This is a genomic window from Clostridium sp. CTA-19, assembly GCF_054767855.1.
In genome coordinates this window covers 67,357-80,976 of sequence record NZ_BAAABH010000001.1, presented here as the reverse complement: position 1 = coordinate 80,976, position 13,620 = coordinate 67,357, and the positions used below count along the sequence as shown (strand labels likewise).

General features: G+C 26.4%; 11 protein-coding genes and 1 other annotated feature. All 11 genes read right to left on the bottom strand.

Annotation, left to right across the window (positions count from 1 at the left end; translation table 11 throughout):
• Positions 1 to 77: 77 nt before the first annotated feature.
• Positions 78 to 521, bottom strand: coding sequence for a Fur family transcriptional regulator (locus ACYUE0_RS00375; protein WP_061995505.1), 444 nt, complete (start codon positions 519 to 521; stop codon positions 78 to 80).
• A 224-nt stretch (positions 522 to 745) separates the two neighbouring features.
• Positions 746 to 997: a DUF1292 domain-containing protein gene (locus ACYUE0_RS00370; RefSeq protein ID WP_010292902.1), complete on the bottom strand. Its 252-nt coding sequence runs from the start codon at positions 995 to 997 to the stop codon at positions 746 to 748.
• 18 nt (positions 998 to 1,015) lie between these two features.
• Positions 1,016 to 1,423 carry a Holliday junction resolvase RuvX gene (gene ruvX, locus ACYUE0_RS00365; RefSeq protein WP_061995504.1) on the bottom strand — a complete coding sequence of 136 codons (408 nt, stop codon included), beginning with the start codon at positions 1,421 to 1,423 and terminating at the stop codon, positions 1,016 to 1,018.
• Positions 1,424 to 2,772: 1,349 nt separating this feature from the next.
• Positions 2,773 to 3,024 carry an IreB family regulatory phosphoprotein gene (locus ACYUE0_RS00360; RefSeq protein ID WP_010292904.1) on the bottom strand — a complete coding sequence of 84 codons (252 nt, stop codon included), beginning with the start codon at positions 3,022 to 3,024 and terminating at the stop codon, positions 2,773 to 2,775.
• Between the two features lie 108 nt (positions 3,025 to 3,132).
• Positions 3,133 to 5,775 (bottom strand): alanine--tRNA ligase, encoded by a 2,643-nt coding sequence (gene alaS, locus ACYUE0_RS00355; protein WP_460269121.1) that lies wholly within the window; start codon positions 5,773 to 5,775, stop codon positions 3,133 to 3,135.
• A 58-nt stretch (positions 5,776 to 5,833) separates the two neighbouring features.
• Positions 5,834 to 6,015, bottom strand: a binding site (T-box leader).
• Between the two features lie 186 nt (positions 6,016 to 6,201).
• The gene (locus tag ACYUE0_RS00350) at positions 6,202 to 7,230 is read right to left on the bottom strand and encodes an AI-2E family transporter (RefSeq protein ID WP_460269120.1); all 1,029 of its coding nucleotides are present in this window, start codon (positions 7,228 to 7,230) and stop codon (positions 6,202 to 6,204) included.
• Positions 7,231 to 7,254: 24 nt separating this feature from the next.
• The gene (locus tag ACYUE0_RS00345) at positions 7,255 to 7,755 is read right to left on the bottom strand and encodes a PRC-barrel domain-containing protein (RefSeq protein WP_199869164.1); all 501 of its coding nucleotides are present in this window, start codon (positions 7,753 to 7,755) and stop codon (positions 7,255 to 7,257) included.
• 150 nt (positions 7,756 to 7,905) lie between these two features.
• Positions 7,906 to 9,249: a sodium-dependent transporter gene (locus ACYUE0_RS00340; RefSeq protein WP_199869166.1), complete on the bottom strand. Its 1,344-nt coding sequence runs from the start codon at positions 9,247 to 9,249 to the stop codon at positions 7,906 to 7,908.
• 369 nt (positions 9,250 to 9,618) lie between these two features.
• Positions 9,619 to 10,953 (bottom strand): sigma-54-dependent transcriptional regulator, encoded by a 1,335-nt coding sequence (locus ACYUE0_RS00335; RefSeq protein ID WP_242865311.1) that lies wholly within the window; start codon positions 10,951 to 10,953, stop codon positions 9,619 to 9,621.
• Between the two features lie 4 nt (positions 10,954 to 10,957).
• Positions 10,958 to 12,952 carry a transporter substrate-binding domain-containing protein gene (locus ACYUE0_RS00330; protein WP_460269119.1) on the bottom strand — a complete coding sequence of 665 codons (1,995 nt, stop codon included), beginning with the start codon at positions 12,950 to 12,952 and terminating at the stop codon, positions 10,958 to 10,960.
• Positions 12,953 to 13,085: 133 nt separating this feature from the next.
• Positions 13,086 to 13,496: a Fe-S cluster assembly scaffold protein NifU gene (gene nifU / locus ACYUE0_RS00325; protein WP_199869169.1), complete on the bottom strand. Its 411-nt coding sequence runs from the start codon at positions 13,494 to 13,496 to the stop codon at positions 13,086 to 13,088.
• Positions 13,497 to 13,620 lie beyond the last annotated feature (124 nt).

Here is a 13,620-nt window from a genome sequence, read left to right as displayed (position 1 = left end):
GGTACATTTTTATTCTCCATATATCTTTTCCTAACTAATTAATAATTTCTAAAATATGAAAAACCTTAATTTGTCATCTATTTTTTATTACATTCTTCACACAATCCATAAAATTTCAAACTATGATTTTCTATTTTAAACTTATATTTTTTTTCTATTACTTCTTCTATTTCGTCAAGTAAATCCCCTTGAACTTCAATAACTTTATTGCAATCATTACATATTAAATGATGATGTTGATGATTCTCGTCACCTTGACAAAGCTCATATCGACTTCTTCCATCATCTAAATCCAATTTGCAAACAACTCCCATTTCTTCTAGAAGTTGAACTGTTCTATAAACTGTCGCTAGTCCTATCTCTGGACAATCGATCCTTACTAAGTCATATAACTCCTCTGCAGTTAAATGACTACCTTCACTATTTATTATGCCATTTAATATAGCTCTTCTTTGAGGAGTTAATTTATATCCTTTTTCTTTTAAAACCTCTTTTAAATCTTCAATTTTCTCATGAGACATACTCAAAATATTACATCCTCTCTAAAATAATTTATATTTCACAGATAGGTAAATCTTTCTAATATGATAATTTCAATGAATGAAAATTTCATTTAAGAAGCTAAACCATTTTAACTCCTCTACAACTAACAAAACTAGTGCTTACCCTTATTTTACAAATTTAATATTAAAAGAAATCTTCATTATTACAAAGATATTAATTTTCAAATGATAATACTCTTTTATTATTCTAACTCTAGTGCCTCATATGCTTCTGAAATTAAAGCTAATTCATCATCTTCTTCAACTGGTACTAGTACAAGTTCACCATCTTCACTTTCTTCTATTCTTAACGCTACATCATACTCTTCATCAGACTCAACTGGTGTAACTATAACGTATTCTTTATCCTCTATGTCTAATTTTACAACAATTTCAAATTCTATTTCATTGCCATTTTCGTCCATTAACATTATTGTTTCCATTTTATTTTCCATATTCATTCTCTCCTTTTTTTATATACTATCTAGATATCCTTGTAATATGTACGTAGCTGCAATTTTATCTACCAATTTTTTTCTTTTACTTCTTGATAAATCCGCTTCTAGCATAACTCTATGTGCTGCTACTGTTGTTAAACGTTCATCCCAAAATATTATTGGCTTATCTGTATGTTTTTTTAACTCTTCGCAAAATTGCTTCACTTTTTCACCTTGTTCTCCAACAGTACCATTCATATTTTTAGGAAGACCTGAAACAATCTTTTCAACACTATATTCATTACATATTTTCATCAATTCATTCATATCATATTCTAGCCCTTTTCTTCTGATTGTAGTTATTCCTTGGGCCGTAAAACCTAAGGGATCACTTATTGCTACTCCAATAGTTCTATCCCCTACATCTAATCCTAATATTCTCACCATTTTAGTCTCCTAATCATGTTTTAGATATAAATATCTATAAAACATATATTCTATTTTAAATTTAAACCTAAATTTCAAATTAATTAAATTAACGTTTTAAAACTTAATACTCTTTATATTTTTTAATAATAAATAAACTAGTTTAAATAAATTTCCGCTCTAAATTCAATATATTTTCAAAACCGTTTTAATTACAGAATCAATCTTTTAAAATATAAAAATTTCGCACATAATATCTCTACTGACAAATTAAATATGTTTACCATGAGTTAATACAATTTTCATATATTTTTACTTCCCTAATATATTTAATATATATTAATAATTATATAAAATCAAATTCTCATATTTTTTAATCTGTTTATATTATGATAAAAGCTTAAATTTCTATTTATTTTTAGGACTTTAAGTTCACTCTTAAAGTTATTCTCTCCAAAACTTAACCCCCTAAAATAGTTATGTAATCTCTTTCCCCTAAATTCAACACTTAATTTTGTATGAAAATACTTTTAAGTTTTTCAATAAACTTAAATTTCAACCTGTATTTCTATATATCTTCCTTTTTTATTTATATATTCTTTAATAATTTTTTACTATATACTTGGTATTCTAAAGGCTATATGGATTAAAATTTTATTTCAAACTCTTATATTTTACCTATAGTTTCTTATGTTGAAGCCTAATTTATTCCTTTATCAACTGAGAATTTTTCTAACTTTAACGAAATAATACGTTATTTGATAGGTATTACACTTACTCTTCTTCACTTTTAACGGTGTTACTCTTTTTAGATAACAACAAAATTTTGACGTGTCCGTTAACCCTAGAACTTATATTTCTATACAAAGTATGATTCTAAACTGTACTTTTATTAATTAAAGTTTCTTTATAAATTCAAATAAATTATTCGTTAGCTTTTATTAAAATCTTAAAATTCACTCTTTTTATAGCTACAATAAAAGGCTTTATTATTTTTTTGCGTTTATAAAATTTACAATATATAAATTCAAATGAGGTAAGTTTAATTTTACTCTATTATATAAAATTAATTTATAAAAATAAATATGTATAATTGATTATTTAATAGTTATTAACTATTTTTTCTAAGATATATGTTTTTTCTTAATATTTTTTATACATTATAATTTTTATCTATTTCTACTATATATTAAGTTCTTTTTGGTAAATTTTCTATCATTTAATATGCAGAAAGCCATAGACTTCATACGAGGTTTTAACTAAATGTCTTTTGTAAACCTAATCATAAAATATATAACATATTATTATATTTTATTACTGTATTAGTTTCATTTAAAAATTAAAATAAAAATGCCAATAAGGCATTTTTATTTTATATCTAGATAAGCTTTTAAAACTTCTTCTAATATATCGTCTCTCTCTAGTTTACTAACCAATGCTCTTGCTCCATTATAATTTGTAATATATGTTGGGTCTCCTGAAATTAAATATCCTACTAGTTGATTAACAGGATTATAACCTTTTTCTTTTAAGGCATCATATACGTCAGTCAATATCATCTTAGTCATATCTTTCTTATCCCTTACTCCATCAAACTGAACTGTATTTTGGTTATCCATTATAATCGCCCTCTTTCTTATCCATATGGATTATAGAGAGTAAAACTTAAAAAGTTATACTCTCATAATTGTTATATATATTATAAATCATCGGAAGTAAAAAGTACACTATTTAACAGAACTTTCTATTACTGCCTTAGCTTTATTAATTGCCTCATCTAATTTTTCAGGTAGTTTTCCACCAGCTTGAGCCATGTCTGGTCTTCCACCACCGCCACCACCAGCTACTGTAGCTGCTTCTTTTATTATTTTTCCACAATGAATTCCATTTGATGTTACATCTTTTGTTGCCATAGCTACAAACTGAACTTTATCATTTGATACGCTACCAAGAACTACTACCCCACTTTGAAGTTTATCTCTTAATTTGTCTGCAAGGCTTCTTAATCCGTCTCCATCTATGTCCTTTACTGCAGTAACTAATGTTTTTACTCCATTAAATTCTTCTACTAAATTTAATAATTCGTCTTCTAATCCACTTGATAATTTATTTTTTAATCCTTGAACTTCCTTCTCTTTTTCTTTTATTTCTTGAAGTAATCCTTGAACTTTATTTAATAAATCTTTTTCTGTGCACTTTAACATTGATGCAACATCTTTTAATAACTCATTTTTTTCTTCAACAAATTTTACAGATTCTTCACCAGTTGTTGCCTCTATTCTTCTAACTCCAGCAGCTACTCCATTTTCACTTAAAATTTTAAATAATCCTATTTCACCAGAATTTTTAACATGAGTTCCACCGCAAAGTTCTTTGCTAAATTTACCAACAGAAACAACTCTTACATCTTCTGAATACTTATCATCAAATAATGCAACTGCTCCACTTTGTTTTGCTTCTTCTATAGTCATAACATCAGTGCAAACATTATAAACTTTCATTATTTCTTCATTCAATTTATTTTCAACCTTTTTAATTTCATCTGTTGTCATTGCTGAAAAATGTGTAAAATCAAATCTTAATCTACCATCATCAACATATGAACCGCTTTGATTTACATGATCACCTAAAACTTCTTTTAAAGCCTCATGTAGCATATGGGTTGCAGTATGGTTTTTACATATTTTGTTTCTTCTTTCTTTATCTACTGAAAGCTTAACTTTATTTCCAACACTAATTTCACCTTCAGTAACTTTTACAAAATGAAGTATTTTTCCAGAAATATTTTTCTTACAATCATAAACTATAGCTTTAAAGTTTTCACAAGTTATAGCACCTTTGTCTCCAACTTGACCTCCCATTTCAGCATAGAATGGAGTTTCAGTTGTAACGATAACCCCTTTATCTCCCTTTTCAAGTGAAGATACAAATTCATTATCATTTATTAGCACTACCACTTCTGACTCATCTATTAATTTATTATATCCAACAAAAGAAGTTTTTATATCTTTATCTATTTTATTTGTTATTAATTCTTCATTTCCCATATAATTTGAGTCGCCTCTTGCATTTCTTGCTCTCTCTCTTTGACTTTGCATTTCTTTGTTAAAACCATCTATATCTACTTTTAAGTTTTTCTCATCTAAAATCTCTTCTGTAAGTTCTATTGGGAATCCATAAGTATCATATAATTTAAATGCTTTTTCCCCTTTTAAGATATTTTCATTATTTTTTTCTAATTTTTCTATATATGATTTTAATATATCCATACCAGAATCTATAGTTTCACTAAATCTTTCTTCTTCAAGTTTAATTACTTTTTTAATATAATCAGCTTTTTTTTCTAACTCTTTGTATTCATCTTTAGAATTTTCTATTACCACATCACAAAGTTCACTTAAGAATATATCTTTTATTCCTAACAATCTACCATGTCTAGCTGCTCTTCTTAAAAGTCTTCTAAGTACATATCCTCTTCCTTCATTTGAAGGTAATACTCCATCACTAATCATAAAAGTTACACTTCTAACATGATCTGTTATTATTCTTATAGAAATATCTTCTTGTGCATTTTCCTTATATTTTCTATTTGACATTTCACAAACTCTATCTAATATAGCTTTCATAGTATCAATTTCAAATATATTGTCAACACCTTGCATTATAGTCGCTATTCTCTCAAGTCCCATTCCTGTATCTATATTAGGATGATCTAATTTATTATAATTACCATCTTCATCTTTATCAAATTGAGTGAATACTAAATTCCAAAACTCAACTATTCTATCATTATCTGAAGCAGTTACAAATTCTTCTGCATTTTTAACTTGTCCAAGCTCTGGATTTCTATCAAAATGTATTTCAGAAGATGGACCACATGGACCTACCCCTATTTCCCAGAAGTTATCTGCACCTAATCTAAATATACGACTTGGATCAACATCTGTTTTTGAAGTCCATATTTCAAAAGCCTCGTCATCATTTAAATGTATTGTTACATACAATCTATCTTTTGGTATTTGTAAAACCTCTGTTATATACTCCCATGCCCATGGAATAACTTCCCCTTTAAAGTAATCTCCAAAAGAAAAGTTACCAAGCATTTCAAAAAATGTACCATGTCTTGAAGTCTTACCTACATTTTCAATATCACCTGTTCTTATACATTTTTGGCATGTTGTAACCCTAGTAGATGGCGGTGTTTGAATTCCAGTGAAATATGGCTTTAATGGAGCCATTCCTGCATTTATTAATAATAAACTTTTATCACTTTTAGGCACTAATGGAAAACTCTCTAATCTTAAATGTTCCTTACCTTCAAAAAAGCTTAAATAAGATTCTCTTATTTCATTTACGGTCATGTTTTTCATATCTTTTCCTCCTCAAATAATTTGTTTTTTTGTAAAAAAAATAGAACTTCTTTCCCTAAGAAGGGACGAAAGTTCCGCGTTACCACCCTTATTATATTGATGACAATTGTTTTCATCGTCAATATCTCTTAATTAAATATAGCTCAAAGACAGCTTCAATATATCTCCCAAGAAGTTTTCACCAACCACTTCCTCTCTTAATGTCTTAATATATTTACTAATTCTTATCATTGCCATTATATTAAATTTTTATATTTTCATTATATTAAAAAAGCTTAATTTGTCAACTATTTTATAAAATAAAAAACTTATTTTTAATACTTACTGATGTATTATCCACTATTATAACCTTTTATATTCTGTACTATATCCCAAATCTATAAATTTTAAATTACAATACTTCATTTAAATTCACAAAATATAACATCAAAATAAATATGCTTCAATATCCTCATATATTACCTTAATTGTCACCCAAACAGGAATAATTATTATCATACCAACTATTCCTCCGACGTTTCCACCTATCAAAAGCAATATAAGTATAGTTAACGGGTGCGCATTAACACTATCACCTATAATTTTAGGACCTATTATATCACCTTCTACTTGTTGTATTATAGCTAATACAATGGAAACATATACTGCAGTTTTTATAGATGTCATACTAGATAATATGATTATTGGTACTGCCCCTATAACAGGGCCAAAATATGGTATAATATTAAAAATTGCATTAATTAATGATAATAATACAGGAAATTTTACTTTTAAAAAAGCTAATGAAAAGAATGTCAACACCCCTATTATTCCGCATAGTTCAAATTGTGTTATTATATATCTTTCCAATACTTTGTCGATATGTAATAGTGTTTTTCTTAAAGCTGGTCTTTCACTATTAGGTATAAATTTTAATAATCCATTTAAAATTAGACTATCATCACATAAGAAAAAGTAAATTACTGTTGGCACTATTAAAAATAGTAATATATTTTCTCCTAACTGTATTATTTTTTCTATTGCACTACCTGCCAATTCATTAAAAAGCATTTGAATTTTTTCATATACTACAGTCATAAAGCTTGCTATATACTCATTGTTTCCCATAGGTATTTCTAAATTTTTAAACTTAATTATATACTCTTCTATATCTATTAGTAATCCATTTAAATTTTCACTTTCTTTAAATATAGAAGGAATTAATATTGTAAAAATAATTATTATTCCTAACATTATACTTAAAATTACTACTAATGCACTTAATCTAGAATTCATTCCTTTTCTTATTAAAAATTTATAATATGGTCTTAAGCTATATGAAATTATAAAAGAAAGTAATACTACCATTGTTAAATCTAAAAACACAGGAAACTTTTTTAATATAAAGTATATACCAAGTAGTATAAAAATCATAAAGCTTATATTAATGATTTTATTTTTATTTATTTTTTTCAAATTTATCAACCTCTTACTTTAATTTTATATACTGCTAAATTTCTTTATATTCTTTTTAGTACTAGGAACACATACTAACTGAAATTTTTTATTTTCTCCTATGTAAAACATATTTTTTTCCCCTAAAATCATTTCCTTTGCAATAAATATATTTCTTTCTTTAAGTAAACTGGAAATATTTTTTGCAACTACTATGCCTTTTAATTTAAACTCTTTTTCTTCAAAAATTATATCCTTAACTATTCCTATAACCTCTGAATTTTTATTTATAACATATATTTTTTTTATATCACTAAATTTTAAATATTTACCTTTGTTAATGCTTTTTACAACCATATTTTTATTATGATAAATTATATCTTCTTTTAATACATTAAAATTTTTTCTTAATAATTTGTAAGGCGTTACAGAAAAACCTAAAATCTGTTTTTTATGAAAGTTTATAAGAATATCGTTGATATACCCTAAGGTTTCTCCTTCTATATTAACTACATCCATGTAAATAAAGTCACTACTTTTATACAAAATCTCACCACCTCCTCTATATTGTTTCCATATTTTTTTTAAATATATTCTTTTAATAAATATAAAAAGAGCTATTGCTCCACCAACTGAAATTATTCAGTGAGTTTTACAATAGCCCTTTTTAATATTCTAATATATTTCTAATATATTTTAAATCAATCCAGTTATCATTATAATAATTACTGTTATAGGAATTAGAACTACAACTATAGGTTTCCACCAACTTTGTACTCTAAACTTTCCTGCACCTGCATTACAATCATCCATATATCCTTTAAACTTCCACTTTAACGCAATATATAATGCCATTAATAATGCACCTAATGGCATTAATATACTACCTGAAACATAATCTGCTAAATCAAAGAAATTTTTGCCTAATACTTTAATTCCTGACCATGGACCTTGTGATAATATACATGGTATAGAAAGAATAAATATGACTCCTAAGATAATCCAAACTGCTTTTTTTCTATCTACCTTAAAAACCTCTGAAGCTGTACAAGTTATAGCTTCTAAAAAACCTATACCTGATGTTATCCCTGCAATTATAACCAAGAAGAAAAATGCTGCTCCGAAAAACCTTCCTCCTGCCATTTTTGAAAATAAATTTGGCATAGTTATAAATGTTAAACCTGGTCCTTCTGTTGGAGATAAGCCAAATGAAAATATAGCTGGAAATATTACAAGTCCTGCAACTATTGCTATTAATGTGTTTACAATTATTATTATAGTTGCATCACTTGGCAAGTTACTATTATTTTTATCTAAATAGCTTCCATATACAAATGAACCTGCAAATCCTATTCCTATAGCGAAAAATGCCTGACTTAGTGCTGCAAGTATTACTCCACCATCAATTTTAGAGAAGTCTGGTGTAAGATACCATTTAACACCTTCCATAGCACCTGGCAATGTTAAAGATTTTATTGCAAGTCCAATTAAAAGAACAAATAGTGCTGGCATTAAATACTTACAACAACTTTCAATACCATTTTTTAATCCTTTATTAACTATAATTCCAAGTATTATAATCATAATTACTGTATATATCATAACTTCTACAGGATTTGATGTAAATGACGTATATATAGTCATTATTTCTTCAGCTGTAGTTCCTGAAAATTGCCCTGTTAGCATTTTTATAAAATAAGCAAGCATCCATCCTATAAGCATTGTATAATATGACATTATTATTGTTGCCGCTGCCACACCAAGCCATCCTATTGCTACCCATATACTTCCTTTTTTCTCTAATTTCCTCATTCCACTTATTGGATTAAGTTGTGTTTTTCTACCAAGTCCCATTTCTGCTATAAATAATGGAATGCCTATTATTGCTGATATTAAAATATAGACTAATAAAAATGCTCCCCCTCCGTTGACTCCAACCATATATGGAAATCTCCATACCGCTCCTAGACCTATGGCAAAGCCTGCCGTGGCCATTATAAATCCAAACCTACTTCCCCAGTTTTCTCTCTTCTTATCCATAAATAACCCCACCTCTTTACTAAAATAATCTGACTATAAAGATTTAAGATGTATATAATAAAATAATTTTAATATTTTCTATCTACTATTAATTAAAGCAATTACCATGCCAAATATACATATATTTATTTTTTTTATATATAAGAGCATATTTTGCTTTAAATACCTATATTGGTTTAAAACTTTATAAAAAATAATGTTTATTCTCTTGACACTCTTTCTTTTGCCTATTTACTAAATCTATCATTAATTAATACTAGATACAGTAAAGCCATAAAAAATAGAGCATTTATAAAACAATGCTCTACTTTATATTATGGAAAAAAATTTCCTAATCACTATGAAATTTTTTTCCCACTTGAAAATTTATTACCTAATTTTAAAATCATTTATTTTATTACTTAGTTGCCTTCTACTTATTTCTAATCTTCGTGCAGCCTCTGAAATATTTTCATTACATTGTACTAAAACCTTATCTATATATTCACTTTCGAATTCCCTTCGTATTTCTCTCAATGGTCTTATTTCCTCTATGTCATCTTCATATATATTTGATATGTTTTGATTAGGTAAATATTTAGAAGTAATCATTCCATTTTCCGCCAAAACTACTAATCTCCTTATAATATTCTTCATTTCTCTTAAATTGCCTGGATATTCATAAGTCATTAAAAACTTTTTAGCATCTTCATCTATATATTCTATTTTTTTATTAAATTCTATTTCACACTGATTCAAGAAAAAATTTATTAGCATTTCTTTATCTTCAACTCTATTTCTTAAAGGTGGTATTTCTATTATTATGCTACTTATTCTATAAAAAAAGTCCTCTCTAAATGTTCCTTTTTTTATTTCATCATATAAATTTTTATTTGTTGCACAAATTAATCTAAAATCAACTTCTATTTCTTTATTACTGCCAATTCTTTGAATAGTCTTATTTTCTAAAACTCTTAAAAGTTTTACCTGAACATCTAAAGATGTATCTCCTATTTCATCTAAAAATAAAGTTCCATTATTGGCAAGTTCAAATCTTCCTACTCTTTTTTCTATAGCTCCTGTAAAAGCTCCTCTTTCATGACCAAATAATTCTGACTCTAAAAGAGTATCAGAAAATGCACAACAATTTACTGCTACAAAATTTTCTTCTTTTCTATCACTATATTGATGTATATAATTCGCAAAAACATCTTTTCCTACTCCTGATTCCCCTAAAATTAATATATTTATATTACTTTCTGCCGCTTTCTTAGCTATATCTATTGCCTGACTAAACTCCTTATTATTAGTCTTTAAAACAAATTCACTACTTTTATCAAAAGCACATCTTAACTCTACCATTTCCTCTACTTTTTTTATTTCATCTATAAGAACCTCTGGAGAATCTCCTTTGATAAAATATGAAAATGCTCCCTTTTGCATAGCTTCTACTGCATTTTGTATGCTACCATATCCTGTGACTAATATAACTTCTATATTGCTACTTATTTCTTTTATTCTAGTTAATAGCTCTATGCCATCAATGCCATCCATTATTAAATCTGATAATACTAAGTTAAATCTAAACTTTTTTATTTTTTCAATAGCTTCTTTTCCACTAGAAGCAGTTTCCACATTATATCCTTTCTTTTCTATTATTTTTTTTAATATAGTCGTATATTCCTTTTCATCATCAACCAATAAAATATCCATCTTATAACTCATTTTCTTATTCCTCCAATAAAGAAAAATTCAAGTAAAAAGAAGTTTCATTTCCAAATATGCTCTCTACTCTTATATTTCCTCCACATTTCTCAACTTCGTTGTAAGTTATATATAATCCCAAGCCTGTGCCTTTACCTATTGGCTTACTTGTATAAAAAGGGTTAAATATTTTAGTTAGTTTGTCCTCTTTAATACCACAACCATTATCATAAATTTTAAAATATAATATATTATTTTTGACCATAGCCTTTATAACTATCTTACCCTTTCTTTCCACACTTCTTATAGCATCTATACTATTTGAAATTAAATTTAAAAATATATGATTTAATGATTCTTTATATAATTTAAAACTTAAATTTTTATCACATTCTACTATAACCTCTATTTTTTCCTTTTCTAAAGATTTATTTTCTAATAACAAAATATTATCAATAAATTCTTTTACATTAGTCAGCTTTAATTCTTCATTAGATATTCGTGCAAAATTTAATAAATTTCCAATTATTTTTGTTGCTCTACCTATATTATTTTCAATCGATAATACATACTCTTTATTTTCATTATAAGTATTAGTTTTATCTTTTAATAAATAGCAATAATTCCTTATTATGCCCAATGGATTTCTTATTTCATGAGCAATTCCTGCAGCTAACTCTCCTATTGCTGCCATTTTATTAGTTTGAATCATATCTTTTTCTATAATTTTTTCTTTTGTTATATCTTTTATAACAATAACAATCTTCTGTAAAGTTTCGCTATTATCTTTAAATGGAAATGTATTTACTCTTAAAGTTCTTTCATTTATTATATATTCCTTTCTAAGTTCAAAGTTTTCACTAAAGGTTTCCTCTATAACTTCACTAAATATACTCACTTTAAACTTTCTAAAATACCCATCTTTTTTTAAAAAGTCATAAAATGCATTATTAGCATGAGTTATTGAATAATCTTTTGTTACAACGATTACCATATCCGTTATACTATCTAAGGTGTTATTTAAAGTATTTTTACTTTCCATTAATTCTTTAGTACTTAATTTCACCTTTGCTTTTAATAGATTTGTCCATATATATATAATGTAAGTTAATATCAATAAAATAAAAACTGCTAATAAAATTATCCCTGTTAATTTAGTATTTTTACTTTCTCCAATAAGTCTTAAATCATCTTTATACCATTTCTCTTTTATACTACTAAAAGTTTCTTTTTTTCTTAATGAAAATATTCCCTTATTCAGTATATTAATTAATTTTTTCTCTCCTCTTGGTACTGCTATAACAATAGGCTTTTCATAGACACTTTCTTCTAAAATTTCATAATCCCTATTTAAACCTTTGCTTTCCATATAATACTTTATAACTGGCTCATCACCTATAGCTACATCAGCTTTTCCTTTCTGTACTAAATCTAAAGCCTCACTAACATCCTCTGTTAAAATAAATTTTCCATCTTCTAAATTTTCTTTTAAAAATTCTAATGAATAATCTCCTTTTGGAACTGCTATTTTATATGGTTTTAAACTTTTATAATCTTTTATATTTTTATATTTTTTAGGTTTTACTATGTTTCCTCTTATAATATATATAGGATCTGAAAAGAGAAAATAATCACTTCTATCATCAGATGGTATAATTCCATAACAATCTATTTGTTTAGTTAGTATGTTATCTAAAGATTTTTTCCACCTATCATCAATTTTAAAATCAATTTCTTGACCTATTTCTATAGATAATGCATTCATAAAATCAACTAATATTCCTTTGTATTGACCATTATAACTTTTAAATGCAAGTGGTGGGGCATTCTGATCTGACGCATAAATTATTTTTCCATGATTATTTAACCATTTATGCTCTTCTACTGATATATTTTGCGATTTTTTAATATAAGTAATTAAATCAACATTATAAATATAAAATATATACACATTAAAAAGTAAAATAGCTGTAATTATTGAAAATATAACACCTCTTACTAACATTATTCTTTTCTTCATTCAATCCACAACCTTGCATAAATTTAAATTTTTTATATCCTTTGTAACAAACTGAATATTCTAACTTTTCTGCGCAGATTATTTTCATCCTGCTATATATATAAAAATAAAATTCATGGATGCCCCATGAATTTTATTTTTTATCTTCTTCCCACCTATCTGCCCATTTAGGTAGATTATTGCGTTTCCTATAATCATTAATAGCTTTGTGTATAGTTTGTTCTGCAAGCACAGAGCAATGAATCTTTTCTGATGGCAAACCATCTAACGCTTCTATAACTGATTTATTTGTAAGACTCCAAGCATCTTCTAAAGTCTTACCCTTTATTAGTTCCGTTGCTATGCTAGATGATGCAATAGCTGAACCACATCCAAAAGTCATAAACTTAACTTTTTTTATTATATTATTTTCTACTTTTATATAAATCTTCATTATATCTCCACAATTGGCATCACCAGCTTCACCAATTCCATCAGCATCTGGCATTGTTCCTACATTCCTTGGGGAGTAAAAATGTTCTAAAACTTTATCACTATAATCCATCAAATCATCTCCTGTAAGTACCCTATATGTTAGTAATGATATTTTAACTAATACTCTTCTCAAGTGAGAATTTTTCATGTTAAGGGAAAATAATAAATAATATAATAAATTAAATAATATTATT

Excerpts from the sequence above, each read along its gene's own strand:
- ACYUE0_RS00375 (WP_061995505.1), bottom strand. The coding sequence starts at position 521 with ATGTCTCATGAGAAAATTGAAGATTTAAAAGAGGTTTTAAAAGAAAAA.
- ACYUE0_RS00370 (WP_010292902.1), bottom strand. The coding sequence starts at position 997 with ATGGAAAATAAAATGGAAACAATAATGTTAATGGACGAAAATGGCAAT.
- ACYUE0_RS00360 (WP_010292904.1), bottom strand. The coding sequence starts at position 3,024 with ATGGATAACCAAAATACAGTTCAGTTTGATGGAGTAAGGGATAAGAAA.
- alaS (WP_460269121.1), bottom strand. The coding sequence starts at position 5,775 with ATGAAAAACATGACCGTAAATGAAATAAGAGAATCTTATTTAAGCTTT.
- ACYUE0_RS00340 (WP_199869166.1), bottom strand. The coding sequence starts at position 9,249 with ATGGATAAGAAGAGAGAAAACTGGGGAAGTAGGTTTGGATTTATAATG.
- ACYUE0_RS00335 (WP_242865311.1), bottom strand. The coding sequence starts at position 10,953 with ATGAGTTATAAGATGGATATTTTATTGGTTGATGATGAAAAGGAATAT.
- ACYUE0_RS00330 (WP_460269119.1), bottom strand. The coding sequence starts at position 12,952 with ATGAAGAAAAGAATAATGTTAGTAAGAGGTGTTATATTTTCAATAATT.
- nifU (WP_199869169.1), bottom strand. The coding sequence starts at position 13,496 with ATGGATTATAGTGATAAAGTTTTAGAACATTTTTACTCCCCAAGGAAT.